The sequence below is a fragment of the Pseudomonas sp. AN-1 genome (assembly GCF_034057115.1).
In the GTDB taxonomy this organism is placed as follows: domain Bacteria; phylum Pseudomonadota; class Gammaproteobacteria; order Pseudomonadales; family Pseudomonadaceae; genus Geopseudomonas.
The window spans coordinates 3,728,847-3,754,677 of sequence record NZ_CP139195.1; the positions used below are offsets into that span (position 1 = coordinate 3,728,847).

General features: G+C 72.3%; 19 protein-coding genes. 12 read left to right on the forward strand and 7 right to left on the reverse strand.

Going from position 1 to position 25,831, the window contains the following annotated elements:
• Window position 1 precedes the first annotated feature (1 nt).
• From SK095_RS17615 to SK095_RS17630, 4 genes are all read right to left on the reverse strand, one after another.
• Complete coding sequence (locus tag SK095_RS17615) at window positions 2-976, reverse strand: LysR substrate-binding domain-containing protein (protein WP_320547000.1); 975 nt, start codon at window positions 974-976, stop codon at window positions 2-4.
• Window positions 977-1,284: 308 nt separating this feature from the next.
• On the reverse strand, window positions 1,285-2,868 hold the full coding sequence (gene gshA, locus SK095_RS17620; protein WP_320547001.1) for a glutamate--cysteine ligase: 1,584 nt from the start codon (window positions 2,866-2,868) through the stop codon (window positions 1,285-1,287).
• 185 nt (window positions 2,869-3,053) lie between these two features.
• Window positions 3,054-3,437, reverse strand: coding sequence for a PaaI family thioesterase (locus SK095_RS17625; protein WP_136489803.1), 384 nt, complete (start codon window positions 3,435-3,437; stop codon window positions 3,054-3,056).
• A 1-nt stretch (window position 3,438) separates the two neighbouring features.
• Entirely contained in the window at window positions 3,439-5,766 is a 2,328-nt protein-coding gene (locus SK095_RS17630) for a Tex family protein (protein WP_320547002.1), read from the reverse strand.
• A gap of 449 nt (window positions 5,767-6,215) precedes the next feature.
• Here SK095_RS17630 and bcsE point away from each other — a divergent pair, with 449 nt between their 5' ends.
• From bcsE to SK095_RS17690, 12 genes are all read left to right on the forward strand, one after another.
• Entirely contained in the window at window positions 6,216-7,724 is a 1,509-nt protein-coding gene (gene bcsE, locus SK095_RS17635; protein WP_320547003.1) for a cellulose biosynthesis protein BcsE, read from the forward strand.
• On the forward strand, window positions 7,721-7,903 hold the full coding sequence (locus SK095_RS17640) for a hypothetical protein (RefSeq protein WP_320547004.1): 183 nt from the start codon (window positions 7,721-7,723) through the stop codon (window positions 7,901-7,903). Before bcsE ends, SK095_RS17640 begins: the two co-directional genes overlap by 4 nt.
• Window positions 7,900-9,528: a cellulose biosynthesis protein BcsG gene (gene bcsG, locus SK095_RS17645; RefSeq protein ID WP_414153857.1), complete on the forward strand. Its 1,629-nt coding sequence runs from the start codon at window positions 7,900-7,902 to the stop codon at window positions 9,526-9,528. The genes SK095_RS17640 and bcsG overlap by 4 nt, the downstream gene beginning before the upstream one ends.
• Before the next feature lie 2 nt (window positions 9,529-9,530).
• Window positions 9,531-9,722, forward strand: coding sequence for a cellulose biosynthesis protein BcsR (gene bcsR, locus SK095_RS17650; RefSeq protein ID WP_320547006.1), 192 nt, complete (start codon window positions 9,531-9,533; stop codon window positions 9,720-9,722).
• Complete coding sequence (gene bcsQ, locus SK095_RS17655) at window positions 9,719-10,465, forward strand: cellulose biosynthesis protein BcsQ (RefSeq protein ID WP_320547007.1); 747 nt, start codon at window positions 9,719-9,721, stop codon at window positions 10,463-10,465. The genes bcsR and bcsQ overlap by 4 nt, the downstream gene beginning before the upstream one ends.
• The gene (gene bcsA, locus SK095_RS17660) at window positions 10,462-13,083 is read left to right on the forward strand and encodes a UDP-forming cellulose synthase catalytic subunit (protein ID WP_320547008.1); all 2,622 of its coding nucleotides are present in this window, start codon (window positions 10,462-10,464) and stop codon (window positions 13,081-13,083) included. Before bcsQ ends, bcsA begins: the two co-directional genes overlap by 4 nt.
• Window positions 13,080-15,398: a cellulose biosynthesis cyclic di-GMP-binding regulatory protein BcsB gene (bcsB, locus tag SK095_RS17665; RefSeq protein WP_320547009.1), complete on the forward strand. Its 2,319-nt coding sequence runs from the start codon at window positions 13,080-13,082 to the stop codon at window positions 15,396-15,398. The genes bcsA and bcsB overlap by 4 nt, the downstream gene beginning before the upstream one ends.
• Before the next feature lie 2 nt (window positions 15,399-15,400).
• Window positions 15,401-16,504, forward strand: coding sequence for a cellulose synthase complex periplasmic endoglucanase BcsZ (bcsZ, locus tag SK095_RS17670; protein WP_320547010.1), 1,104 nt, complete (start codon window positions 15,401-15,403; stop codon window positions 16,502-16,504).
• The gene (gene bcsC, locus SK095_RS17675) at window positions 16,492-19,944 is read left to right on the forward strand and encodes a cellulose synthase complex outer membrane protein BcsC (protein ID WP_320547011.1); all 3,453 of its coding nucleotides are present in this window, start codon (window positions 16,492-16,494) and stop codon (window positions 19,942-19,944) included. Before bcsZ ends, bcsC begins: the two co-directional genes overlap by 13 nt.
• A 112-nt stretch (window positions 19,945-20,056) precedes the next feature.
• On the forward strand, window positions 20,057-20,800 hold the full coding sequence (ompR, locus tag SK095_RS17680) for a two-component system response regulator OmpR (RefSeq protein WP_136491367.1): 744 nt from the start codon (window positions 20,057-20,059) through the stop codon (window positions 20,798-20,800).
• Window positions 20,797-22,110, forward strand: coding sequence for an ATP-binding protein (locus tag SK095_RS17685; RefSeq protein ID WP_201486411.1), 1,314 nt, complete (start codon window positions 20,797-20,799; stop codon window positions 22,108-22,110). Before ompR ends, SK095_RS17685 begins: the two co-directional genes overlap by 4 nt.
• A 113-nt stretch (window positions 22,111-22,223) precedes the next feature.
• The gene (locus tag SK095_RS17690) at window positions 22,224-22,868 is read left to right on the forward strand and encodes a hypothetical protein (RefSeq protein WP_320547012.1); all 645 of its coding nucleotides are present in this window, start codon (window positions 22,224-22,226) and stop codon (window positions 22,866-22,868) included.
• 34 nt (window positions 22,869-22,902) lie between these two features.
• Here SK095_RS17690 and rimK read toward each other — a convergent pair whose 3' ends face one another.
• From rimK to SK095_RS17705, 3 genes are all read right to left on the reverse strand, one after another.
• Complete coding sequence (gene rimK / locus SK095_RS17695) at window positions 22,903-23,808, reverse strand: 30S ribosomal protein S6--L-glutamate ligase (protein ID WP_201486412.1); 906 nt, start codon at window positions 23,806-23,808, stop codon at window positions 22,903-22,905.
• Window positions 23,805-24,257, reverse strand: a complete 453-nt coding sequence (locus SK095_RS17700; protein ID WP_256659191.1) for an ATP-dependent zinc protease — start codon at window positions 24,255-24,257, stop codon at window positions 23,805-23,807. The genes rimK and SK095_RS17700 overlap by 4 nt, the downstream gene beginning before the upstream one ends.
• A 74-nt stretch (window positions 24,258-24,331) precedes the next feature.
• Window positions 24,332-25,792, reverse strand: coding sequence for a diguanylate cyclase (locus SK095_RS17705; RefSeq protein WP_320547013.1), 1,461 nt, complete (start codon window positions 25,790-25,792; stop codon window positions 24,332-24,334).
• Between the last annotated feature and the right edge of the window lie 39 nt (window positions 25,793-25,831).

Below are 25,831 nucleotides of genomic sequence, written 5' to 3' on the forward strand. Positions count from 1 at the left end.
CTCAGGCCGGCTGCGGCGCGAGGATGCCGCGCGCCTGGCAGTGGGGCAGCTGTTCGCGCAGGAACTGGATCAGCGCGCGCACCGCCTGGGGCACCATCCGGGCGGGCGGCGTCATGGCCTGGATCGGGCAGGGGGCGGGCTCGAAGTGCTCCAGGGCGAGCTGCAGCCGGCCCTCGTGCAGATCGTCGAGGCAGGCGTACAGCGGCAGCTGGGCGAGGCCGAGGCCGGCCCGGGCGGCGCTGCGCAGCGCCGTCAGGCTGTGCGACACGTAGCTCGGATTGCCGCCGGCTTCCGTGGCGTCGCGCAACTGCCAGGCTTCCGGCGCATGGGGCAGGCCGAGGCTGAGGAAACGGCTCTGGTCGACCTGTTCGGGGCTCTGCGGCTGGCCAAGTTCCTCCAGCAGGGCGGGGCTGGCCACGCAGACCAGACGCAACTGGGCGAGGGGGTGCAGCACCAGCTCGAGGCTGTCGCCGGGCACTGCGCCGAGGTTGAAGGCCAGGTCGACGCGCTGGCTGAGCAGCTCCCGCACGCCGTCGCCCGGGCTGAGGGCGATGCGTACCCGGGGGTGGAGCATGGCGAAGCGGGCGAGCGGCTCGGCCAGCAGCTCCTCCACTAGAGGGGGGGTGCAGATGCGCACCAGCCCGCAGGGCTCCTCGAGGAACTGCTGGATGCTGCTTTCGGCGGCCCGGGCGGCGCGGAGCATGTCCTGGATGTGCTGGAAGACTTCTTCGCCGGCCGGGGTCACGGTGAGCGTGCGGGTGCTGCGCAGCAGCAGCTGGCTGCCCAGGCGCCGCTCGAGTTCGATGATGCGTCGGCTCAGGCGCGACTTACTGATCCCGGTCCGCTTGGCGGCGGCGGAGAAGCCGCCGGATTCGATCACCTGGGCGAGCAGGTAGAAGTCGGTGAGGTTGTCGGTCGTGGCGATGCTGACGGAGGCGCGGGGCGCGTCGAGGGGGTTGCTCTGGCTGCGGGGCATTTTCTATCCGTGAATATCCTCGTGCGGATCGCAAGGGGCAAGGCGACAGCGACACGCATGTTTTTAGTTATATGTAAATGATAGCATATCGCCATTATTTTGGCGATATGCTGGATATTTCTTTTTTGCGCATGCGTTGCGACGAAAAACAGGCGTTCTTGTGGTGGCGGCGGCAGATTGCCGCCGCCACGCGCTCGACGGGCGTGCCGGACAGGCGGACAGGCGTGTGCTTCCGGCGGCGGATTGCCGGCGGAGCGGGGGGAGGGCAGGGGAGTGGCCCCGCCGGACGGCGGGGCGACGGGGGCTAGCTAGCGGGTCGGCTCGATCGCCGCCATGTAACGCTCGACGAACTCTTCGAAGCTGCCCTGCTGCCCGGCTTCCAGTTCGGCCTGGGCGGCCAGCGAGGCGCTGGCGGACTGTTCGAAGGCGGCCAGTTGCGCGGCGTCCAGCGGCCGGCCGCGGAACCAGGCGGCGTGGCGCTCGGACTGGCGCAGGGCGAAGGCGTGGAAGCTCAGCCGGTCCTCGCGCAGGCTCTGCAGCACCCGCGCCGACGGGGTCAGGCGGGCGTCCTCCAGCTTGGCGCGCTGGCTGGCCAGTGCCTGGCGGTGCAGGTCGTCGCCATGGGCGGCGTCGAGCAGCTCGGCGCAGGCGGCGATGCGCTCCAGCAGTTCGAGGCCCCAGTCCTTGAGGGCGATCTCCTGGCCGCGGCGGCTGAGCTGCAGGCCGGGCTTGCGGCCCTGCTTGACGGTCAGGGCGAAGTTGCCGGTGCAGGCGCGGCACTCGTCGCCGGACAGCAGCGGGCTGTCCTCCAGCGCGCAGAACAGCAGGAAGGCGTCGAGGAAGCGCGCGGTGGGCAGGTCGATGCCCAGCGGCAGGAAGGGGTCGATGTCCAGGCAGCGCACCTCGACGTACTGCACGCCGCGCGCGGCGAGCGCCTGGATCGGCCGCTCGCCGCGGTTGACCACGCGCTTGGGGCGGATGCTCGAGTAGTACTCGTTCTCGATCTGCAGCACGTTGGTGTTGAGCTGCAGCCATTCGCCGTCCTGGTCGTGCAGGCCGATGGCCTCGTAGGGCGGATAGGGCGTCGATACCGCCTGGCGCAGGCTGGCCAGATAGCTGTCGAGGTCGTTGTAGCAGGGGCGCAGGCTGGCCTGGGCGTTGTTCTGGTAGCCGAGGTCGCTCATGCGCAGGCTGGTGGCCCAGGGCAGGTACAGGGTGCCCTCGCCGAGCGTCTCCAGGCCGTGCTCGCGGCCCGCGAGGAAGCCGGCGTCGACTGCCGGCGAGGCGCCGAACAGGTACATCAGCAGCCAGCTGTAGCGGCGGAAGTTGCGGATCAGCGCGATGTAGCGTGCTGACTGCCCGTCCTGCGCCGTGCTGGTGTCGCCCTCCGCCTCCTGCAGCAGCGGCCACAGCGCCTCGGGCAGCGAGAAGTTGTAGTGGATGCCGGCGATGCACTGCATGGCCTTGCCGTAGCGCACCGCCAGGCCCTTGCGGTAGACGTGCTTGAGGCGACCGATGTGGCTCGCGCCGTATTCGGCGATGGGGATGCTCGCCTCGTCCGGCAGGTGGCAGGGCATCGAGTGGGTCCACAGCTGCTCCGCGCCCATCCGCGCGTAGGCGAAGCGGTGGATGGCGTCCAGCTCGTCGAGGGTGCGCGCCGGGTCTTCCCAGGCGGCGGTGATGAACTCCAGCAGCGCCTCGGAGTAGTCGGTGGTGATCTGCTCGTGGGTCAGCGCCGCGCCCAGCGCGGTGGGGTGCGGGGTCAGTGCCAGGCGGCCGGCGGGGTCGACGCGCAGGCTCTCCTTCTCCAGGCCGTGCCGGCAGTGGCGCAGCAGGTCGAGCTGCTCGGCGCTCGCGAGCAGGGCCAGGCGGCGGGAAAGTAGGTCGCTCAAAAGTCGGATTCCTGTTGGCAAATATGCCGCACTATGGGGGCGACAGGCGGTGGTCTCAAGGGGGCAGGAGCGTGTCGCGCTGCCGGCGCAGCCCGTAGGGTGGAAACTCGCGCAGCGATTTTCCACCGCTACTGCGCAGGCGGCGGGAAAGGCCTGCGGCCGTTTCCCGCCCCTACGGGAGCAGCCTAGACCAGCATGAAGGTGCCCTGGGCGCGGGCGACCAGCGCCTCGCCCTGGCGCACCTCGGCGTCCACCACCAGGGTGCGGCTGCCATGGTGGATCACCTTCGCGCTGCACAGCACCTCGCCGTCGTCGATGGCGCGCATGTAGTTGATCTTGCACTCGACCGTGACGCTCTTGCGCTCGAAGCCGTGGGCGCTGGAGCAGGCCAGGCCCATGGCGATGTCGACCAGGCTGAAGATCGCCCCGCCGTGCAGCTTGCCGGCGCGGTTGCGCAGCTCGGACTTCAGCGGCAGGCGCACCTCGGCCTCGCCGCCGTCGATGCGCACGGGCTCGCAGCCGAGCAGGTGGCTGAAGGCGCTGGTGGTCACTTCGCGGACGTCGGTCATCTCAGCGCTTCTTGATCTGCTTGGCGTTGGCGAACAGCGCGGCCATGCCGGGGTTGCTCGGCGCCGGCTTGTCCTGCTTGGAGTGACGCTCGCTGCGCGGTGCGTTGCCGCGGTTGCCGCCGCGTGCGCCCTCGACCTTCTCGCCGGGGGTGTCGGACATGCGCATGGACAGGCCGACGCGGTTGCGCGGGATGTCCACCTCCATGACCTTGACCTTGACGATGTCGCCGGCCTTCACCACTTCATACGGATCCTTGATGAACTTCTCCGACAGCGCGCTGATGTGCACCAGACCGTCCTGGTGCACGCCGATGTCGACGAAGGCGCCGAAGTTGGTGACGTTGGTCACCACGCCTTCCAGCACCATGCCCGGCACCAGGTCCTTGAGGCTCTCGACGCCTTCCTGGAACTCGGCGGTCCTGAACTCCGGACGCGGGTCGCGGCCGGGCTTGTCCAGTTCCTTGAGGATGTCGGTGACCGTGGGCAGGCCGAAGCTCTCGTCGGTGAACTTGGCCGGGTCGAGGCGCTTGAGGAACGCCGAGTCGCCGATCAGCGAGCGGATGTCGCGGCCGGTGGCCTCGGCGATGCGCCTGACCAGCGGGTAGGTCTCCGGGTGCACCGCCGAGGCGTCCAGCGGATTGTCGCCGTTCATCACGCGCAGGAAGCCGGCGGCCAGCTCGAAGGTCTTGTCGCCCAGGCGCGGTACCTTCTTCAGGTCGCTGCGGCTCTTGAAGGCGCCGTTGGCGTCGCGGAACTGCACGATGTTGCCGGCCAGGGTGGCGTTGAGGCCGGAGATGCGCGCCAGCAGGGCGGCGGAGGCGGTGTTGACGTCGACGCCGACGGCGTTCACGCAGTCCTCGACCACCGCATCCAGCGAGCGGGCCAGCTTGAGCTGGGAGACGTCGTGCTGGTACTGGCCGACGCCGATGGCCTTGGGCTCGATCTTCACCAGTTCGGCCAGCGGGTCCTGCAGGCGGCGGGCGATGGACACCGCGCCGCGCAGCGACACGTCCAGCTCGGGGAATTCGCGCGCGGCCAGTTCGGAGGCCGAGTACACCGAGGCGCCGGCCTCGGAAACCATGATCTTGGTCAGCCTGAGTGCGGGCAGTTGCTTGATCAGGTCGGCGGCCAGCTTGTCGGTCTCGCGGCTGGCGGTGCCGTTGCCGATGGCGATCAGCTCGACCTGGTGCTTGGCGCACAGGCGGGCGAGCACGGCGAGGGTGCCGTTCCAGTCGTTCTTCGGCGCGTGCGGGTAGACGGTGGCGGTGTCGAGCAGCTTGCCGGTGGCGTCGACCACGGCGACCTTGCAGCCGGTGCGCAGGCCCGGGTCGAGACCGAGGGTGGCGCGCGGGCCGGCCGGGGCGGCCAGCAGCAGGTCGTGCAGGTTGCGGGCGAACACGTTGATCGCCTCGGTCTCCGCGGCCTCGCGCAGCTCGCCGAGCAGGTCGCTCTCCAGGTGGGTGTACAGCTTGACCTTCCAGGTCCAGCGCACCACCTCGGCCAGCCAGCGGTCGGCGGCGCGGCCACGCTGCTCGAGTCCGAAGCGCTCGGCGATCATCACTTCGCACGGGTGCAGGGTGCCGGACGTAGCGACGCCCGACAGCTCTTCGCCGACCTTGAGGCTGGCGCTCAGCACGCCCTCGTTGCGGCCGCGGAAGATCGCCAGCGCGCGGTGCGACGGCACGCCCTTGAGCGGCTCGTCGTGCTCGAAGTAGTCGCTGAACTTGGCGCCTTCCTGCTCCTTGCCGGCGACCAGGCGCGCGCTCAGGGTGGCGTTGTCCTTGAGGAAGGAGCGCAGCTTGTCGAGCAGGCTGGCGTCCTCGGCGAAGCGCTCCATGAGGATGTACTTGGCGCCGTCGAGCACCGCCTTGACGTCGGCGAAGCCTTTCTCGGCGTCGACGAAGCGCGCGGCTTCCGCCTCGGGAGTCAGTTCCGGATTGCCGAACAGCGCGTCGGCAAGCGGACCGAGGCCGGCCTCCAGGGCGATCTGGCCCTTGGTGCGGCGCTTCTGCTTGTAGGGCAGGTAGAGGTCTTCCAGGCGGGTCTTGGTGTCGGCCAGGCGGATCTCGCGGGCCAGTTCGGGCGTCAGCTTGCCCTGTTCCTCGATGCTGGAGAGGATCGCCGTGCGCCGCTCCTCCAGCTCGCGCAGGTAGCGCAGACGCTCTTCCAGGGTGCGCAGCTGGGTGTCGTCGAGGCTGCCGGTCACCTCCTTGCGGTAGCGGGCGATGAAGGGCACGGTCGAGCCTTCGTCGAGCAGCGCCACGGCGGCGGCGACCTGCTGCGGGCGGACGCCGAGTTCCTCGGCGATGCGGGCGTTGATGCTGTCCATATGACTTCCTGCGACTGCGGGAGAAGGTGGCCGACGGGCGGCCGCAAAGGGCTGGATTATAACCATGGCGCGCGGCCGCGCAGGGGGCGCCGCCGATGGCGGTCCCTGTGCGGGTGAGGGTGTCGGCAGCATTGCAAGGGACTGGTCGTCATTTTTTCGACATCGTCTGGATCGAGTAAACAAATTGCGATTTAATGCCGGTGTTAGCGTGATGCTTTTCGCATAAAAATCGTCAATAAAGTGGCGTCTGCCGAGCGTTAGGCAGGCGGCGCAGGCCTTGCAGTCATGCGCAGCGCACGACGGTCGTTCGTGCGCGAGATGCGCCGTTTCACATTTTCATCGAGTTGCGCTGGTTTGGCGGACTTGGCGGTGCCCGTCGCGAGCAGGCGAGGGCGCACCGCCGGAGTCGGTGCAGGGAGTTTCGTGAGGGGGGTACGGCAGTGGGCGCGATGTCCCTGGCTGTTCCGGGTCTGCGGGACGAATGGATGCAGATGCGGCAGGGAGCGCTTTACTGGCTGGCGGGGGAGCGGGCGGAGGATTCCGTGCTGCTCGCCCGCCAGGTTCTGGCCGGGATGGCCGACGAGGCACAGGCGATCCTGGTGGTCTGCGGCGACTCGCCGGACGGCGTGCTCGACGGGCTGGCCGCCGACCGCGGCCCCGGCACGCTGTGGCCCTATGCCTTCGCCGAGGAGGACGCCGCCGGCGTCCTGCGCGTGCTCGGCCGCGAGCTGCGCCGCCTGCGGGCACCGCGCGGCATGGCGATCCTGCTGCTGGCGCCGGCGAGCATCTGGGATTCCTTCGACGCCGGCCGCCTGGAAGCCTGGTGCACCGCCCAGCATGCCTGGCTGGCCGAGCACGGCTGCACCCTGCTGGTGCTCAGCCACGCCGGCGCGCCGACGCTGTGCGAGCGGCTGCAGGGCTGCAGCGAGCCGCTGGCCGGGCTGGCGCAGCTGCTGCACAGTCGCGGCGCTCCGCATTACCAGCTGCACTACTGGCGCAACGCGCTCGGCGTCCAGGGCGCCGGCGAGATGCCGCTCGTGCGCCGGCCGGACGGCTTCGTCGCCCGGCCGACGGCGGATGCTGCCGGTGTGCCGGCGGCGGCCAGTGACCAGTACCGTCACCTGGCCCGCCGGGCGGTGCTCGAAGGCGCGCCGCCGCTGTCCGCGCACTGGCGGCTGTTCGACGACGATGCGGCGCTGCTGGCGGCCGCCGAGGGCTCCACGGCCGCCTGCGTGATCTTCAGCCTCGACGACAATGCCCGCGTCGGGGCACTGGCCGAGCACCTCCACCACCTGCGGCGGCGCCGCGGCCGGGAACTGCGCCTGGTGGTGCGCGAGATGGCGCCCTGCCTGCGCTATCTGGACGAGCAACTGCTGCTGGCCTGCGGTGCCAGCCTGATCGTGCCGTGCGGCACCAGCCTGTCGCGCTTCCTCACCCTGCTGGACAGCCTGCACGGCCACCGCTGGACGCGCACCCTGCCGGAGGATCTGCCGGCGATCTTGGCGCGCCTGCGCCCGCCGGCGCAGCGCGGCCTGCTGCCGCGCCGCGAGTTCGAGGCCCTGGTCGGCGGCATCCTCGCCGCCGAGCGGCACGGCGAGGTCAGCCACCTGCTGCTGCACCTGCGGGTGGCCGAAGGCCTGAACCTGACCCAGGTGCTCGGCCAGTGCCGTCTGCGCCGTGCCGGCGACCTGGCCTGTGCCAGCGGCGGGGACCTGTGGCTGTTCCTCTTCGGCTGCCGGCTGGACGCCCTCGAGCGTGCCCTTGGCAACCTGTTCCGCCTGCCGTGGCGCGAGCTGTTCGCCGCCCGGCGCCTGCTCGCCGGTGTCGACGAGATGGCGCCGGGCGCAGACGACGCCGAGCTCCTGCCGGCGCTGCTCGCGGCGGAGCGCGCGCCGGCGCCGGCCGCACGGCTGACGCCGGTGCGCATCGGCCGGCCGGCCCTGGAGTCGGTGGCATGAGGACGGAGCAGCTCTGGCAGCTGCTGGGCGTCACCGCCCTGCTGAGCGTGCCGCTGGCGTTGCTGGCGTTCGCCCTGCTGCGCCGTCTCGCCGGCCGGCTGTTGCGCTTCCTGCCGTCGCGCCATCTGCGCGCCTATCCGCCGCGTCGGCGGCGGCCGGCAGGGGAGGGGCGCCGATGAGCGGCGGCGTGACCACAGCGGCACTGCGCTGGCCGGGGCTGGGGGCATGGAACCTGTATTTCCTCGGCAAGTTCGCCCTGCTCTGGCAGGGCATGCTCAACTTCCAGGTACTGCCCAACCTGCTGCTGGCCGCCGTACTGCTGCTGCCGCTGCCGCGCTGGGCGGCGCTGCTGCGCACCTCGCTGGCGCTGCCGGCAGGGCTGGCGCTGCTCTACCACGACTCCTGGCTGCCGCCGGTCGGCCGGGTGCTGGAGCGCCTGCAGGCGCTGCTGGACTTCTCGCCGGCCTACCTGTTCGAGCTGGGCGGGCGCTTCCTCGACTGGCGGTCGCTGGCCGGCGTCCTGCTGGCCCTGCTGGCCTACGGGTTGCTGGCGCCCTGGCTGCGCCTGACCACCGTCAGCCTGGCCGGACTGCTGTGGCTGGGCGCGCAGTCGCTGGCGCCGCTGTGGTCGCCGCCGGCGCCCCCGCTGCCGGCCGTCGCCGGCGCACCCGCCGCGCCGGCGAGCGCACCGGTGGTGGCCAGCGGCCCGCCGGACAACGCCACCCTCGACAACTACCTGCAGGACTTCTACCGCAGCGAGAGCGAGCGCCGGGTCGACCTGGGCGCTGCCGCCAAGGGCGCGCCCTTCGACCTGCTGCTGCTCAACGTCTGCTCGCTGGGCTGGAGCGACCTGCGTGCGGTCGGCCTGGAGCGTCATCCGTTCCTCGAGCGCATGGACATCCTGTTCGACAACTTCAACTCGGCCACCGCCTATAGCGGGCCGGCGGCCCTGCGCCTGCAACGCGCCAGTTGCGGCCAGACCTCGCACTCGGCGCTGTACCAGCCGGCGCCGGAGCAGTGCCAGCTGTTCGACAGCCTGGCCCGCCTGGGCTATCGCGTCGACCTGGCGCTCAACCACAACGGCCGCTTCGACAACTACCTGCAGTCGATCCGCGCGGCCGGCCGGTTGCCCGAGCCGCTGTTCCCGGCCGAAAGCCTGCCGCGCACCTGGGTCGGCTTCGACGCCTCGCCGATCAACCGCGACCGCGACCAGCTCGAGGCCTGGTGGCGTCTGCGCGGCGACAAGCCGGCCGAGCGGGTTTCCCTGCTCTACCAGACCATCACCCTGCACGACGGCAACCGCGAGGTCCTCGCCGACGGCCGCACGCGCAGCGCCGGCTACGGGCCGCGGGCGCAGCACCTGCTCGACGACTTCGATGCCTTCATCGGCGAGCTGGAGCGCAGCGGCCGGCCGACCGTGGTGGTGCTGATCCCCGAGCACGGCGCCGCGCTGCACGGCGACCGCATGCAAATCGCCGGCATGCGCGAGATCCCCTCGCCGTCGATCACCCACATCCCGGTGGGCGTCAAGCTGGTCGGCCTGCCGCTGGACAGCGCCACGGGCCGGCAGCGGGTGAGCGCGCCGAGCAGCTACCTGGCGCTGGCCGAGCTGCTGGTGCGCCTGCACGGCGGGCCGCCGGCGGATGGTCGCGGCTTCGACCGCGCGGCGCTGGCGCGCGACCTGCCGCAGACGGCGAAGGTCGCGGAGAACTCCGACAGCGTGCTGCTCGAATACGGCGGGAGGCCCTACGTGCGCCTGCAGGAGCGTGGCCAGTGGTTGCCCTATCCGCAGGAGGAACGCTGAACATGACCCCACCCGACGGCACCACGGCGTTCGCCGACAACGACATCGCCGCGCTGCGCCGCAGCCTCGGCCTGGCGCGGCTCGGCTACCGTGACCTGGCGGCCCGGCGCGAGCTGGAGCAGGTGCTGCAGCGCTGGCCGCTGCTGGCGGAGCTGGCCGCGCCCGCCCGGGGCGGCGCGGAGCAGACGCCATGACCACGCTGGGCCTGGTCGGCCTGCGCGGCGGCTGCGGCGTCAGCAGCCTGGTGGCGGCGCTCGGCCAGGCCCTGCACCGTCTCGGCCAGCGGGTGCTGCTGGTCGACCTGTGCCCGGAGAACCTGCTGCGCCTGCATGTCAGCCTGCCGTTCGCCGACGGCAGCGGCTGGGCACGTGCGCTGCTCGATCAGCAGGGCTGGAGCGGCGCCCTGTGGCAGCTGCAGGAGGGCTTCTGCCTGTTGCCCTACGGCCGCCTGTCGGCCGACGAGCAGGAGCGCATGGAGCGCTTCCTGCGCGGCACGCCGGACTTCTGGGCGAAGCGCCGGCATGGGCTGGCGGCGCGTTTCGACTGGCTGCTGTTCGACCTGCCGCAGCGCCTGCCCGGCCATGCCCGCACCGGCCGCCGCGACCTGACCCTGCGCGTGCTGGAGGCCGACGCCGCCTGCCATGCGCTGCTGCAGACGCCGCGCGCCGCCGACGAATGGCTGCTGGTCAACCGCTTCGATCCGACCCGCCCGCTGCAGCGCGACCTGCTGCTGCTCTGGCAGCAGACCCTCGGCCCGCGCCTGGTGCCGCAGTGCGTGCACGCCGACGAGGCGCTGGCCGAGGCGCTGGCGCACAAGCTGCCGGTGGGCCTGCATGCGCCGCACAGCCTGGCCGCCCAGGATGTGCTGAGCCTGGCCACCTGGTGTCTGGCTGCGCGCGCGGCGCGGCCAGCGTTGCACCGCGAGGTGGGTGGATGAGGCGTGCCGTGCCGGCCGCACAGACCTGGCGTACGCGGCTGTGGCCCTACCGCCGGCTGCGCCGCGCGCGCGGCGCCAGCCGACCGACGGCGCTGCTGCTCAGCCTGCTGCAGCTGCTCGGCTGGCTGCTGCTGCGTCTGGAGAGTCCGGCCTGGCAGGCGCTGCTGAGCCGCCACGATCACTGGTATCCGCATCTGGCCGAGCGTCCGCCGCGCATCGGCGATCCGCTGCGCTACCTGACGCAGAGCCTCTGGCTGCTGCTCTGGCGCGGCGCGGACGCCCGTCCGCGCCGGCTCGTCCGCCTGCGCGGCTGGCTGCAGGGACGACGCGCGGCCATGCGCGCGCTGGCCGAGCGTGGCTGGACGCGGCTGAGCGCGCGCCTGCCACGCCCGCGCACGGCGCCCTGGCAGCGCGCCGAGGCCGGCCTGCTGCGCGCCGCCAGCTGGCAGCGGCGCACCCTGCTCGGGCTGGTCGGCCTGGTCGCCGGCGTGCTGGCCCTGCTGTGCATCACCGCGCCTTTCGACTACGCCGCCCAGGTGGCGTTCGTCCTGCTGCTGTGGGGCCTGGCCATGCTGGTGCGCCGGCTGCCGGGGCGCTTCGCCCTGCTGCTACTGGTGCTGCTGTCAGTGCTCGCCTCCTGTCGCTACCTGTGGTGGCGCTACACCGCGACCCTCAACTGGAACGACGGCATCGACCTGACCTGCGGCCTGATCCTGCTGCTGGCGGAAACCTACGCCTGGCTGATCCTGATGCTCGGCTACCTGCAGACCAGCTGGCCGCTCAACCGCGAGCCGGCGCCGCTGCCGGACGATCTCGCCCGCTGGCCGACGGTGGACCTGATGATCCCCACCTACAACGAGGATCTGGCGGTGGTGCGCAACACCGTGCTCGCCGCCCTCGGCCTCGACTGGCCGGCGGACAAGCTGCGCGTGCACATCCTCGACGACGGCCGCCGCGACAGCTTCCGCCGCTTCGCCGCCGAGGTCGGCGCCGGCTACATCGTTCGCCCGGACAACCGCCACGCCAAGGCCGGCAACCTCAACCACGCGCTGACCTGCACCGACGCCGAGCTGGTGGCGATCTTCGACTGCGACCACGTGCCGGTGCGCTCCTTCCTGCAGCTCACCGTCGGCTGGTTCCTGCGCGATCCGCGGCTGGCGCTGGTGCAGACCCCGCACCACTTCTTCTCCCCCGATCCGTTCGAGCGCAACCTCGGTATCTTCCGCCGCCGGCCCAACGAGGGCGAGCTGTTCTACGGCCTGGTGCAGGACGGCAACGACCTGTGGAACGCGGCCTTCTTCTGCGGCTCCTGCGCTGTGCTGCGGCGCAGCGCGCTGGAGGAGGTCGGCGGGGTGGCGGTGGAGACCGTCACCGAGGATGCCCACACCGCCCTGCGCCTGCACCGCCGCGGCTGGAACTCGGCCTACCTGCGCATCCCCCAGGCTGCCGGCCTGGCCACCGAGAGCCTGTCGGCGCACATCGGCCAGCGCATCCGCTGGGCGCGCGGCATGGCGCAGATCTTCCGCACCGACAATCCGCTGCTGGGCCGCGGCCTGAGCTTCTTCCAGCGCATCTGCTACGCCAACGCCATGCTGCACTTCCTCGCCGGGCTGCCGCGGCTGGTGTTCCTCACCGCGCCGCTGGCCTTCCTGCTGCTGCACGCCTACATCATCTACGCGCCGGCGGCGATGATCCTGCTGCAGGTGCTGCCGCACATGGTCCACGCCAGCCTGGCCAACTCGCGCATGCAGGGCGCCTGGCGGCACAGCTTCTGGGGCGAGGTCTACGAGACGGTGCTGGCCTGGTACATCGCCTGGCCGACCACGGTGGCGCTGTTCGCGCCGAAGAAGGGCAAGTTCAACGTCACCGCCAAGGGCGGCCTGATGCCGGAGAACCAGTTCGACTGGCGCATCGCCCGGCCCTACCTGGTGCTCGCCGGCCTCAACCTGCTCGGTCTCGGCTTCGCCGTCTGGCGCCTGCACCACGGCCCGGCCGAGGAGGTCGGCACGGTGCTGGTCAGCGTCCTGTGGGTGCTCTACAACCTGCTGATCATCGGCGGCGCAGTGGCGGTGGCGGCCGAGGCGCGCCAGCTGCGCCAGAACCACCGGGTGCCGGCACGCCTGCCGGCGGCCCTGCGCCTGCCCGACGGCCGGGTCTACGGCGGCGTGCTGGTCGACTACTCCAGCGGCGGCGCCGGCATCGAGCTGCCCCTGGAGCTGGGCCTCGACGCGCAGACGCCGGTGCGCCTGCTGCTGCGCCGCGGCGCGCGCGAGTTCGCCTTCGCCGGGCGGCTCAGCCACTGCCTCGGTCGCCACGTCGGCGTGCGCTTCGAGGAGCTGTCCCTGCAGCAGCAGATCGACCTGGTGCAGTGCACCTTCGCCCGCGCCAACGCCTGGCTGGGCTGGAACGAGGGCTACCTCGAGGAGCGCCCGCTGCGCAGCTTCCTCGACGTGCTGGCGCTGGGCCTGAACGGCTACGTGCGCCTGCTCGAACACGCTCCGCCCGGCCTGCGCACCCTGCTCGGCGGCCTGCTGCGCCTGCTGCGCTGGTGCGCCAGCTTCCTGCCGCATCCGCCGCGCCCCCTTTCCCAACCTTCCGTGCGAGCCCTGTCCGTATGACCCTGTCGTTCAAGCCCTGGCTGGCTGCCCTGATCCTGTTCGCCTCGACCCGGGCCGCGCTGGCCGTCGCCGCGGCGGATACCGGCGCGCTGCCCGCCGCCCCGCTGGAGGCGCCGGCGGCGCTCGCGCTGGCCGAACCGGTCGAGCCGCCGGTGCCGGCCTGGCAGGACAGCCGGCGCTTCGCCGAGCTGGGGCGCAGCGCCGACGTGCTGCTGCTGGGCATCCGCAACAGCGAGCAGATCGAGTTCGGCCTGCGCCGCGACCGCCTGGTCACCGCCGCGCGGCTGAGCCTGGAGTACACCCCGTCGCCGGCCCTGCTGCCGACCCTGTCGCACCTGCGCGTCTACCTCAACGACCGCCTGATGGGCGTGCTGGCCATCGACCACGACCAGCCCGGCCAGCAGGTGCGCCGCGAGCTGCCGCTCGACCCGCGCCTGCTCGGCGACTTCAACCGCCTGCGCCTGGAGTTCGTCGGCCACTACGCGGAGATCTGCGAGGACCCGGCCAACAGCGCGCTGTGGCTGAGCCTCAGCCGCGACAGCGCGATCCACCTCGACGAGCAGGCGCTGAGCCTGCCCAACGATCTGGCGCACTTCCCGGCGCCGTTCTTCGATCCCCGCGACAGCGGCCCGCTGGAGCTGCCGGTGGTGTTCGCCGGCGCGCCGACGGTCGGCGAGCAGCGCGCCGCGGCGGTGCTCGCCTCGCACTTCGGCCGCCTCGCCGACTGGCGCGGCGTGCGTTTCCCGGTGCTGTTCGACCGCCTGCCGGCGGTCGCCGGGAAACGGCCGCCGCAGCCGACCCTGGTGTTCGCCACCAACACCCGGCGGCCGGCGTTCATGGCCGACCCCGAGCGCTTCCCGGCGGTCGAGGGCCCGGTGCTGGAGCTGATCGACCACCCCGACAGCCCCTACGGCACCCTGCTGCTGGTGCGCGGGCGCGACGAGGCCGACCTGCAGCGCGCGGTCGAGGCGCTGGCGCTGGGCAGCCCGCTGCTGCGCGGCACCCGCGTGACGGTCGGCGAGCTGCCGCCGCCGACGCCGCGCCGCCCCTACGACGCGCCGAAGTGGGCGCCCACCGACCGTCCGGTGCGCCTCGCCGAGCTGCTCGACTACCCGCAGCAGCTGCAGGTCAGCGGCCTGCAGCCGGCGCCGATCAACCTCGACATCCACCTGCCGCCGGACCTGTTCGTCTGGCGCAACCAGGGCATCCCGCTGCGCACCCAGTTCCGCTACAGCGTGCCGGGCAACAGCGACGAGTCGCGGCTGGACGTCCACCTCAACGACCAGTTCATCGCCAGCCTCGCGCTGCCCGGCCGCGAGCAGCGCAGCGGCGTCGAGGAGATGCGCCTGGCGGTGACCGGCGAGGCCGAGGGCCTGCGCGAGAAGCTGCTGGTGCCCGCGCTCAAGGTCGGCGACCGCAACCGCCTGAGCTACGCCTTCAACTTCGCCAGCGTGCAGGGCAGCGCCCAGCGCGACCGCTGCCAGACCATGCTGCCGGTGGCGGTGCACGGCAGCATCGACGAGGCGTCGACCATCGACCTGTCCGGCTACCACCACTATCTGGCGATGCCCGACCTGCGCGCCTTCGCCCGCAGCGGCTTCCCGTTCAGCCGCATGGCCGACCTTTCCGAGACCCTGGTGCTGGTGCCCCGCCAGGCCAGCGAGGCGCAGGTGGCGACCCTGCTCGAGACGCTCGGCGGGCTGGGCGCGCAGATCGGCTATCCGGCCCTCGGCGTGCGCCTGAGCGACGACTGGCAGGCGGCCCGCGCGGCCGACGCCGACCTGCTGCTGCTCGGCGACTGGCCGGCGGAGCTGCGCGAGCGCGCCGACTTCGGCGTGCGTCTGGCGGCGCCCTACGACCGCCTGCTGGCCGGCCAGCCGGTGCGCGCGCAGCCCACCGGCCGGCAGGTGCTGGGCACGGTGACGCCGCAGGCGACGGTACAGATCGCCGCCAGCGCGCCGATCGCCGCGGTGGCCGGCCTGCAGTCGCCGTTCCATGCCCAGCGCAGCATCGTCGCCCTGCTCGCCAGCGGGGCCGAGGACTACGCCCTGCTGCGCGACACCCTGGCCGACCCCGGCGCGCGCGAGGGGATGGCCGGCTCGCTGGCGCTGATCCGCAGCAGCGGGGTGCACAGCCAGTTCGTCGGCGAGCCCTACTACGTCGGCGAACTGCCCTGGTGGCTGCTGCTGTGGTTCCACCTCTCCGAGCATCCGCTGCTGGTGGCGGCGCTGAGCGCGCTCAGCGTGGTGCTCGGCGCCTTCCTGGTCTGGTACCTGCTGCGCGGCGTGGCCCGCCGCCGGCGCGGGGAGGCCTGAGCATGCGGCTTCTGTTCCGTGCCCTGCTGCTCGCCGCGCTGAGCCTGCCGGCGGCCGCCGGCGATTGCGCCTGGCCGGCCTGGGACGCCTTCCGCGCGGCGCTGGTCAGCGCCGACGGCCGGGTGATCGACCCGTCCTCGCCGCGGCGCATCAGCACCTCGGAGGGCCAGGCCTACGCGCTGTTCTTCGCCCTGGTGGCCGACGACCGCGACGGCTTCGCCCGCCTGCTGCGCTGGACCGAGAACAACCTGGCCGGCGGCGACCTGCGCCGGCACCTGCCGGCCTGGCTGTGGGGCCGGGCGGACGACGGCCAGTGGCGGGTGCTCGACGCCAACAACGCCAGCGACGCCGACCTCTGGCTGGCCTACAGCCTGCTGGAGGCCGGGCGCCTGTGGCAGCGGCCGGACTACGCCCACCTGGGCCAGGACCTGCTCTGGCGCAGCGCCGCGCAGACCCTGCAGCCGCTGCCGGGGCTCGGCCTGATGCTGCTGCCGGGCGACCAGGGCTTCGTCGCGGAGGCCGGCTGGCGGCTCAATCCCAGCTACCTGCCGCCGCAGCTGCTCGAGCGCTTCGCCGCCATCGCCCCGGTGTGGGCCGAGCTGGCCGGCAACGCCCGCCGCCTGCTGCGCGAGGGTTCCCCGCGCGGGCTGGCGCCGGACTGGCTGCTGTGGCGGCGCGCACAGGGCTGGGCGGCCGACCCCGAGCACGGCCGCGAGGGCGACTACGACGCCATCCGCGTCTACCTGTGGGTCGGCATGCTGGCCGCCGACGCTCCCGGACGCGCCGAGCTGCAGCGCCATTTCGCGCCCATGGCGGCGCTGACCGCCGCGCGCGGCGCGCCGCCGGAGCGCATCGACGCCGGCGACGGCCGCGCCGAGGGGCAGGGCGGTGCGGGTTTCAGCGCCGCCCTGCTGCCGCTGCTGGCCAGCCTCGATCCGGCCGCGCACGCCAGCCAGCGTGCGCGGCTGGCGCAGCAGCCGGCGGCGGCGCAGGCCTACTACGATCAGGTGCTCGGCCTGTTCGGCGGCGGCTGGGATGCCGGCCGCTTCCGCTTCGCCGCCGACGGCCGGCTGCTGCCGGCCTGGGAGCAGCGATGCGCGGATTGACGGCTCTGCTGTTGTGCGGCGCGCTGCTGCCGGGAGCGGTGGCGGCGCAGGCCCTGCCGGTCGAGCAGCAGCGCGCCTGGCTGCTCGGCCAGGTGCGCCTCGGCGAGGCGCTGGAGCGCGACGATCTGGTCAGCGGCGCCCTCGAGCGCCTGCAGCTGCTGGAACCGGACAGCCCCGAGGCCCAGGCCGCCGCGGCGCGCCTGGCGCTGCGCCGCGGCGAGCCGCGCGCGGCCGGGCGCCATCTCAATCGCCTGTACCGCCAGGCGCCGGACTCGCCGCTCGCCCTGCAGACGCAGATCCTGCTCAAGCTGTCGCTGGCCCAGGGCCAGCAGGCGCTGCAGGGAGCCCGTCTGTTGGCGGCCAGCGGCCGGGTAGACGAGGCGCGCGCGGCCTACGACCGTCTGCTCGGCGGAGCGCCGCCGACCCTCGAGCTGGGCCTCGAATACTGGCGCCTGCGCAGCCGTCAGGACGGCCAGCGGGCGCAGGCGATCGCCGCGCTGGATGCACTGGCGCGCCACTATCCCGAGCACGTCGGCCTGCGCCAGACCCTCGCCGACCTGCTGTTCGACGAGGGCCGCGGCGACGAGGCGCGGCGCCTGCTGCACCAGCTGGCCGCGGAGCCGCAGGCCAGCCAGGCGGCGGCGCAGCGCGAGTTCCAGTACCTCGCCGAGCTGCCGCTGGGCCACGCCAGCGTCGCCGCCTGGCAGGAGTTCGTGCGCCGCTACCCGGACTCGCCGCTGCAGGCCGAGGCGCAGCAGACTCTCGCGGTGCAGCGCCGGCAGGTCGCCGACCCGGCCTGGCAGGCCGGCCAGCTCGGCGAGCAGTTGCTGGAGCAGGGCGATGTGGCGGGCGCCGAGGCCGCCCTGCGCCGTGCCCTGCGCGGCCGGCCCGCGGACGCCGGGCTGCACGGCGCGCTGGGCCTGGCGCTGCTGCGCCAGAGCCGCCACGGCGAGGCGCTGGCCGCCTTCGCCGCGGCGCAGCGCCGCGAGCAGGATCCGCGGCGGATCGGCAAGTGGCGCGACCTGCATGAGGCCACCCGCTACTGGGCGCTGCTCGAGCAGGCCGAGGCCGCCGCCGGGGAGCGGGCCGGCCAGCTCTACCGGCAGGCGCAGCGGCTGCGCCCGGAGCGTCCGGAGGGCGCGCTCGGCCTGGCCGCGCTGGCCGAGGAGGCGGGCGACCTGGCCGAAGCCGAGCGCCAGCTGCACCATGCCGAGCGCCTGGCGCCGGACAGCCGCGCCGTGCACTGGGGGCTGCTCAAGCTGTATCGCCTGCAGTCGCCGGAGCGCGCGCTGGCCTATCTCGAGGGCCTGCCTGCGGCGCAGCAGCCGGCCTTCGCCGAGCCGCTGCGCGAACTGCGCGTGGCGCGCCTGCAGCAGCAGGCCGAGGCTGCCGCGCAGCGCGGCGATGCGGCGGCGGCCGTGACCCTGCTGGCCAGCGCGCGGCGCCTGGCGCCGGAGGATCCCTGGCTGGCCTACCGGCTGGCCGAGCGCCTGCGCGAGCAGGGCCGCACGGAGGCCGCCGACGCCGCCTTCGCCGACCTGCTCGGCCGCCGCGGAGCCGATCCGCAGGTGCGCTACGCCCATGCCCTGCACCTGTCCGCCAGCGAGCGCGACGGCGCCGCCCTGGCCAGCCTGCGGGCCTTGCCCGCCGCCGCCTGGAACGACGACATGCGCGCGCTGGCCGTGCGCCTGGAGCGCCGCCGCCTGCTGGCGCGCGCCGAGAAGCTGCGCGCCGCCGGCCGCGAGGCGCAGGCGGTCGCCCTGCTCGAAGGGCAGGCCACGCTGCCTGCCGAGGATCTGCTGCGCCTGGCGGCCTGGGCCGGCGAGCACGGCGACCATCCGCGGGCGCTGGGCTATCTGGGGCGCATCGACGCCGGCGCGCCGGAGTGGCCGCAGGCCCGCCTCGGCCAGATCGAGAGCTGGCTGGCCCTCGGCCAGGCCGGACCGGCGCGCGCCGCCCTGGCGGCGCTGCCGGACTTCCCCGCCGAGCAGCGCCAGGCCCGCCGGCGGGTCGCCGCCGCCTGGCTGGCGCTGGGCGACGCGGTGCGCGCGCGCGCGCAGCTCGAGCGGCTGCTGGCCGAGGGCGGCGCGGAGGACGCGCAGCTGCTGCGCGATACGGCCCGCCTGCAGGCGGCGAACGCGCCGCAGGACGCCCTCGACCTGTATGCCCGCGGCCTGCACGCGCTCGGCGAGCTGGACGCCGGAGCGGTGGCGCCGCGCGACGACCGCGCGCTGACCCGCGCCAGTCGCCCGAGCGACGAGGACGACTGGCTGGCGCGCAGCCTGCGCGGCGAGACCGCGGCGCTGTACCAGCAGCACAACCCGAGCCTGCGCCTGCAGCACGACCATGCCTGGCGCAACGACGACGTCACCCCGGGCCTGTCCGATCTGCGCATCGACACCAGCATGCTGCACTACGCGCAGCCGCTGGCCGGCGGCCGCGCGTTCCTGCGCGTCGAGCGGGTGGCGATGGACGCCGGGCGTTTCGAGAGCGAGGACGGCGGCGGGCATGTCGAGAACTTCGGCAGCTGCGCCCTGGCTGGCGCGGCGGGCGGCTGCCCGCTCGACCGCCAGCAGGCGAGCGGCACCGCGTTGGCGCTGGGCTGGCGCGACGAGCGCTGGGCCTTCGATCTCGGCCGCTCGCCCGACGGCTTCGAGATCGGCAACTGGCTGGGCGGGCTGAGCCATTCCGGCGATCTGGCGGGCATCGGCTGGACGCTGACCGCCTCGCGCCGGCCGCTGTCCAACTCGCTGCTGTCCTACGCCGGCGCCGTCGATCCCGTGACCGGCATCCGCTGGGGCGGGGTCACCGCCAGCGGCGTCAGCCTCGGCCTGAGCCATGATCGTGGCGGCGACCATGGCGTGTGGGCCGACCTGGGCCTGCACCGCCTGCGCGGCGAGAATGTCGCGGACAACCGGCGCCTGCGCCTGATGGCGGGCTACTACTACCGGCTGATCGAGCGCGCCGACGAGCGCCTGCGTGTCGGCCTGAACGCCATGCACTGGCGCTACGAGCGGGACCTCGGCGGCTACAGCCTCGGCCAGGGCGGCTACTACAGCCCGCAGCGCTACTCCTCCCTCGGCCTGCCGGTCAGCTACGCCTGGCGCAGCGCCGACTGGTCGCTGGCGCTGGAGGGCTCGCTGGGCTGGTCGCAGTCGCGCAGCGACGACAGCCCGGTCTACCCGCTCGGCGTGCCGGCCGCGGGCGCCGCGGCGTTGCAGCGCGGCAGCAGCGGCAGCGCCGTCGGCTACCGTCTGGGCGGGCTGCTCGAGCGGCGCCTGGGCGATCACTGGGCGCTCGGCGCCGGCTTCACCTGGCAGCAGAGCGAGGACTACGCGCCGAGCTACGCGCAGCTGCAGCTGCGCTACCTGTTCGAGCCCTGGCAGGGGGCGCTGACGCTGGGCGGCGAGTTGCTGGAGCCCTACAGCGAGTTCAAGTGACCCCGAGGGGGCGGATGGCCGGGCGCCCGTTCGCGTAAAATCTGCTAACAAAGGCCGTCCGGCCGGGGGCGGCCGCTGCGTCATAATCCCCGGACATTTGCGAGGACCCCCGATGAACAGCACCGCCAGCAGCCAGCCGGAAGGCGAAAAGATCCTCATCGTCGACGACGACGTGCGCCTGCGCCGCCTGCTCGAGCGCTTCCTCGACGAGCAGGGCTACCGGGTCAAGACGGTGGAGAACGTCGAGCAGATGGACCGCCTGCTGGCCCGCGAGCTGTTCAACCTGGTGGTGCTCGACCTGATGCTGCCGGGCGAGGACGGCCTGTCCGCCTGCCACCGCCTGCGCGCGCAGGACAACCGCATCCCGATCATCATGCTCACCGCCAGGGGCGACGAGGCCAGCCGCATCCAGGGCCTGGAGCAGGGCGCCGACGACTACCTGGCCAAGCCGTTCAATCCCCGCGAGCTGCTGGCGCGCATCCGCGCCGTGCTGCGCCGCCAGGCGCCGCTGGTGCCCGGCGCGCCGGGCGTCGAGGAGGAGACGGTGAGCTTCGGCGACTACGAGCTGAACCTCGGCACCCGCGAGCTCAAGCGCGGCGGCGAGGTGCACATGCTGACCACCGGCGAGTTCGCCGTGCTCAAGGCGCTGGTCCAGCATGCTCGCGAGCCGCTGACCCGCGACAAGCTGATGAGCTTGGCGCGCGGCCGCGAGTGGGATGCCCTGGAGCGCTCCATCGACGTGCAGATCTCGCGCCTGCGCCGGCTGATCGAGCCCGATCCCTCCAAGCCGCGCTACATCCAGACGGTGTGGGGCGTCGGCTACGTGTTCGTGCCGGACGGCAGCGCGCGCAAGTGAGAACCCCGGTCTGGTTCCCGCAGAGCGTGTTCGCCCGCATCCTCTGGCTGGTGCTGATCGTCGTGCTGTTCTCCAAGGCGCTGACGCTGGTCTACCTGCTGATGAACGAGGACATGCTGGTCGACCGCCAGTACAGCCACGGCACGGCGTTGACCATTCGCGCCTACTGGGCGGCCGATCCTGCCTCGCGCGAGGCGATCGCCGCCGCCGCCGGGCTGCGCCAGCTCGGGGCCGACGAGGTGCCGGCCGGCGAGTACCACTGGCCGTACACCGAGGTGCTGCAGGAGCAGATGCGCCAGGAGCTCGGCGCCGACGCCGAGCTGCGCATGCGCGCGGCCCGTTCGCCGCGCCTGTGGGTGCTGGCGCCCAGGCTCGGCCCGGACTGGGTCGAGGTGCCGCTGTATCCCTATCCGCTGAAGATCCAGCGCATCTGGAGCGTGCTCGGCTGGTTCCTCGCCATCGGCCTGCTGTCCACCGCGGCGGCCTGGCTGCTGGTGCGCCAGCTCAGCCTGCCGCTCAAGCGCCTGGTGTTCGCCGCCCGCCAGATCGGCCGCGGCCGCAGCGTGCGCCTGCCGGTGGGGGACACGCCGAGCGAGATGACCGAGCTGTACCGCGCCTTCAATCAGATGTCCGAGGACGTCGAGCAGGCCGCCCGCGAGCGCGAGCTGATGCTCGCCGGGGTGTCGCACGACCTGCGCACGCCGCTGACCCGCCTGCGCCTGTCGCTGGAACTGCTGCCGGCCGACAACGAGCTGACCGAGGACATGGTCCGCGACATCGAGGACATGGACGCCATCCTCGACCAGTTCCTCGCCTTCATCCGCGACGGCCGCGACGAGCCGCTGGAGGAGCTCGATCTCAACGAGCTGGTCCGCGAGGTGGCCGCGCCGCTCAACCAGAACCAGGAGCAGGTGCGCCTGTGCCTGGAGCCGCTGCCGGCCATGCCGCTGCGCCGGGTGTCGGTCAAGCGCCTGCTGGCCAATCTGATGGAGAACGCCCTGCGCCACGGCGGCAGCGGCGTCGAGGTGTCCTCCAGCCTGTCCGGCAGCGCGGCGGCGCCCTACGTGGTGCTCAGCGTGCTGGACCGCGGTCCGGGCATCGATCCGGCCGAACTGGACAGCATCTTCAACCCGTTCATCCGCGGCGACCGCGCGCGCAGCAGCAAGGGCACTGGCCTGGGCCTGGCCATCGTCAAGCGCATCGCCGCCCAGCACGGCGGCAGCGTCGAGCTGCGCAACCGCGCCGGCGGCGGGGTGGAGGCGCGGGTGTGCCTGCCGATCGGGTTGCTGTTGCCGCGGGATGCGGCCTGAAGGCGTCCCGGCCTAAGCGGTCGCCTGTTTGGCGGACGCGGCAGCGTTGGCAGGACATCTGCCGTTGCGCCACAATTCAGCCGTCGCTGCGCGCATACACGGACGTATCAAGCATGGACCGCACCCGGCTCATCAAGGCAACGCTGGCGTTGCTCCTCAAGCTCGCCCTGCTCTGGCTGGCCCTGCCGCTGGTGGTGATCAGTCTGATCCTCCTGCAGGTCAGCATGCCGCGCTTGGCCGTCTTCGCCTGGCCACCCTTCCTTGGCGCGGCGGCGTTCACGCTGGCCCTGGCGTGGGCGGTTGCCTGGCGCCACGCCAGCCGGGAGCTGCTGGTGGTCACCGTGCTCGCCAGTCTGGCGGCGGGCGTTGCCTTCCTGCATGGCCGTCACCTCAGCCATCCCGGCTTCGCCGCGCTGCTGAGCGTTTCTCTGGTGCCGGCGGTGATCAATTTCCTCTACCGCAATCGCATCACCGAATCGATGTTGGCCCTGCTGCCCGTGCTGGTGCTGGCCTACCTGTTCGTCAGCGTGCTGTATGGCGGCGCCTTCATCCTCTGGGTCTGGGCTGTCGCCGGTTGGCCGCTGCGGGACGAGCCCGGGCAGTTTGTCGAGGTGCTGTTCGACAGCAGCCTTGCCTTCACGCTGATGCTGCCGTTCAGCCTGATGTACCTGCTCGGCAAGCACTGCCATGCTCCGCTGCTGCGAAGGATGGCGGCCTTGGCGGATAGATACCGGTCTGGACGGTGGTGGCCGCGATAGTGGCCAATCGTCGTCCGGGTATGGCGTGACGGGCCTATCCCCGGCCCTTGGTGCGCGTCTGGTTCGGCCGGGCGTGCTCCTCGATGTGCTGGATGATCATCGCCGCCACGTCCTGGCCGGTGGTGGTCTCGATGCCTTCCAGGCCCGGCGAGGAGTTGACCTCCATCACCAGCGGACCGTGGTTGGAGCGCAGGATGTCGACCCCGGCCACGCCCAGGCCCATGACCTTGGCGGCGCGGATCGCGGTCATGCGCTCCTCGGGGGTGATCTTGATCAGGCTGGCGGTGCCGCCGCGGTGCAGGTTGGAGCGGAACTCGCCGGGCTTGGCCTGGCGCTTCATCGCCGCGATCACCTTGTTGCCGACCACGAAGCAGCGGATGTCGGCGCCGCCGGCTTCCTTGATGTACTCCTGGACCATGATGTTCTGCTTGAGGCCCATGAACGCCTCGATCACCGACTCGGCGGCCTTTTCCGTCTCGCACAGCACCACGCCGATGCCCTGGGTGCCTTCCAGCACCTTGATCACCAGCGGTGCGCCGTTGACCATCTGGATCAGGTCGGGAATGTCGTCGGGGGAGTGGGCGAAGCCGGTCACCGGCAAGCCGATGCCCTTGCGCGACAGCAGCTGCAGCGAGCGCAGCTTGTCCCGCGAGCGGCTGATCGCCACCGATTCGTTGAGCGGGAACACGCCCATCATCTCGAACTGGCGCAGCACCGCGCAGCCGTAGAAGGTCACCGAGGCGCCGATGCGCGGGATCACCGCGTCGAAGCCCTCCAGCGCCTGGCCGCGGTAGTGGATCTGCGGCTTGTGGCTGGCGATGTTCATGTAGGCGCGCAGGGTGTCGATCACCACCATCTCGTGCCCGCGCTGCTGGCCGGCCTCGACCAGGCGGCGGGTGGAATACAGGCGCGGGTTGCGCGACAGCACGGCGATCTTCATCGGACACCTGAAAGAGAGAGACTGGCGGGCAGCGGCAGTTGCGGCTTGCCCTGGACATAAGTGAGCGCGGGATTGACCACCAGTTGGCCGGCGATCAGGGCCTTGGCGCCGAGCAGCACGCGGTAGCGCATGGTCTTGCGGCAGGCCAGGGTGAATTCTACAGGCCAATGGCGGTCGCCGAGCACCAAGTTGGTGCGAATCACGTAGCGGGTCTGGGTATGGCCGGTGGAACTGCGGATGGTCTTCATGTCCACCAGCGGCGCCTCGCGCTGGCGGTGCCGGCGCTGCACCAGGCTGCCGAGGTGGGCGGTGAAGCGCACCCAGGGCTGGCCGTCGCGCTCGAAGGGCTCGATGTCGCTGGCATGCAGGGTGGAGGTGGCAGCGCCGGTGTCGATCTTGGCGCGCAGGCCGGCCAGGCCCAGCTCGGGCAGGGCGATCCACTCGCGCAGGCCGATCACGGCCAGATGGTCGAAGGTCTTCACGTCGGCTCGACTTCCCCTGGTGGAGGCCGCTGCGTGGGCGCTCAGTCGGCGCAGGTGCACTCGAGCGGCTTGATTCCCACGCGGTCGCGACCGTGGTGCTTGGCATCGTACAGCGACTCGTCGGCGCGCTGCATCAGGCGCGCCACCGTGTCGCCGCGCAGCACCGTGGCCACCCCTGCGCTTGCGGTGAGCCGCCGCGGACAGGGGAAGACGTGCGAGCGCACCCGTTGCAGAAGACGCCCGGCCAGCAGGGCGGCCTGCTCGAGATCGGTCTCGTGGCAGATGATCAGGAACTCCTCGCCGCCCCAGCGGCATACGGTGTCGACCTCGCGCAGGCCGTCGCCGAGCAGGCGGGCGAACGCCTCGAGCACCTTGTCGCCGGTGAGATGGCCGAAGTCGTCGTTGACCAGCTTGAAGTGGTCGATGTCCAGCAGGATCACCGACAGCGGCCGGTCGTAGCGCTGGGCACGCAGGATATCCAGGGAAAATGACGGATTGAGGGCGTTGCGGTTGGGCAGCCCGGTCAGCGCGTCGGTTTCGGCCAGTGCCTTGAGCTGGCGGTTGAGCTTGCGCAGGCGGGTCATCCACAGCAGGCTGGTGCCGGCGATGGCGGTCAGCACCAGGCCGACCCACAGGGCCAGGCTGTAGTCGGTGACCACGCCGGTCACCACGTCCAGGCGCACGTGGCGGTCGACGATCTGCCGGCGCTCGCCCGGCGTGAGGGTGGCGATGCCCTTGTCGAGGATGTCGCGCAGGGTGGTTTCCGACTTGAGCACGCCCATGCGCAGCTGGTTGTCGTAGCCGGGGATCTGCCCGGAGATCTTCAGGTTGAACCAGCCCTCGTGCTTGATGGTGGCGGCGGCGACGATCAGCGAGCGCAGGGTCATGTCGGCCTTGCGCTCCGACACCAGACTGAGCGCCTCGCGTTCCGACTCGGTCGGCACGATGCGCAGCTCGGGGAAGTCGCGGGCGATGCGCTCGGCCATGGCGGTGCCGCGCGGCAGGGCGATGCTCTTGCCCTTCAGGGCGCCGATGTCGGAGACGAACGGATGCTCCTCGCGGGTGATGATCACGTTGGGGTCGACCAGCAGCGGCTCGGTGAAGATCAGCCACTGGTCGCGGTCGGGGGTGCTGTTGAGGAAGCTCAGCGCCAGGCACTCGCCGCGTTGGGCGGCGGCCAGGCTTTCTTCCCAGGTGCGGGTGGCGTGCAGCCTGAGCGATGCGCCGCTGCGCTGGACCACCAGGGCGATAAGGTCGGCGGCCATGCCGACATGCTGGCCGCTCGGGTCGATCTGCTCGAACGGCCACCAGTCGGGATCCACGCACAGCGGGATCGACGATCGCGCCTGCAGGTAGGCGCGCTCCGACTCGCTCAGCTCGACGCTCGCCGCGACCGCCGCCAGCGGCAGGCAGGCGAGCAGCCCGGCGAGCAGCAGCGCTGCCAGCCGGCGCCCCAGCCCCGATGTGGCGTGGCGCGGCGAAGGGGCGTGGGCCTCGGGCATGATGAACTTCCTGATTGTTCGGCGGCGGCCGGATCGCCC

Excerpts from the sequence above, each read along its gene's own strand:
- bcsE (WP_320547003.1), top strand. The coding sequence starts at position 6,216 with ATGTCCCTGGCTGTTCCGGGTCTGCGGGACGAATGGATGCAGATGCGG.
- SK095_RS17640 (WP_320547004.1), top strand. The coding sequence starts at position 7,721 with ATGAGGACGGAGCAGCTCTGGCAGCTGCTGGGCGTCACCGCCCTGCTG.
- SK095_RS17625 (WP_136489803.1), bottom strand. The coding sequence starts at position 3,437 with ATGACCGACGTCCGCGAAGTGACCACCAGCGCCTTCAGCCACCTGCTC.
- SK095_RS17615 (WP_320547000.1), bottom strand. The coding sequence starts at position 976 with ATGCCCCGCAGCCAGAGCAACCCCCTCGACGCGCCCCGCGCCTCCGTC.
- bcsQ (WP_320547007.1), top strand. The coding sequence starts at position 9,719 with ATGACCACGCTGGGCCTGGTCGGCCTGCGCGGCGGCTGCGGCGTCAGC.
- SK095_RS17630 (WP_320547002.1), bottom strand. The coding sequence starts at position 5,766 with ATGGACAGCATCAACGCCCGCATCGCCGAGGAACTCGGCGTCCGCCCG.
- bcsG (WP_414153857.1), top strand. The coding sequence starts at position 7,900 with ATGAGCGGCGGCGTGACCACAGCGGCACTGCGCTGGCCGGGGCTGGGG.
- SK095_RS17690 (WP_320547012.1), top strand. The coding sequence starts at position 22,224 with ATGGACCGCACCCGGCTCATCAAGGCAACGCTGGCGTTGCTCCTCAAG.
- bcsZ (WP_320547010.1), top strand. The coding sequence starts at position 15,401 with ATGCGGCTTCTGTTCCGTGCCCTGCTGCTCGCCGCGCTGAGCCTGCCG.
- SK095_RS17705 (WP_320547013.1), bottom strand. The coding sequence starts at position 25,792 with ATGCCCGAGGCCCACGCCCCTTCGCCGCGCCACGCCACATCGGGGCTG.
- bcsB (WP_320547009.1), top strand. The coding sequence starts at position 13,080 with ATGACCCTGTCGTTCAAGCCCTGGCTGGCTGCCCTGATCCTGTTCGCC.
- rimK (WP_201486412.1), bottom strand. The coding sequence starts at position 23,808 with ATGAAGATCGCCGTGCTGTCGCGCAACCCGCGCCTGTATTCCACCCGC.
- ompR (WP_136491367.1), top strand. The coding sequence starts at position 20,057 with ATGAACAGCACCGCCAGCAGCCAGCCGGAAGGCGAAAAGATCCTCATC.
- bcsR (WP_320547006.1), top strand. The coding sequence starts at position 9,531 with ATGACCCCACCCGACGGCACCACGGCGTTCGCCGACAACGACATCGCC.
- bcsA (WP_320547008.1), top strand. The coding sequence starts at position 10,462 with ATGAGGCGTGCCGTGCCGGCCGCACAGACCTGGCGTACGCGGCTGTGG.
- bcsC (WP_320547011.1), top strand. The coding sequence starts at position 16,492 with ATGCGCGGATTGACGGCTCTGCTGTTGTGCGGCGCGCTGCTGCCGGGA.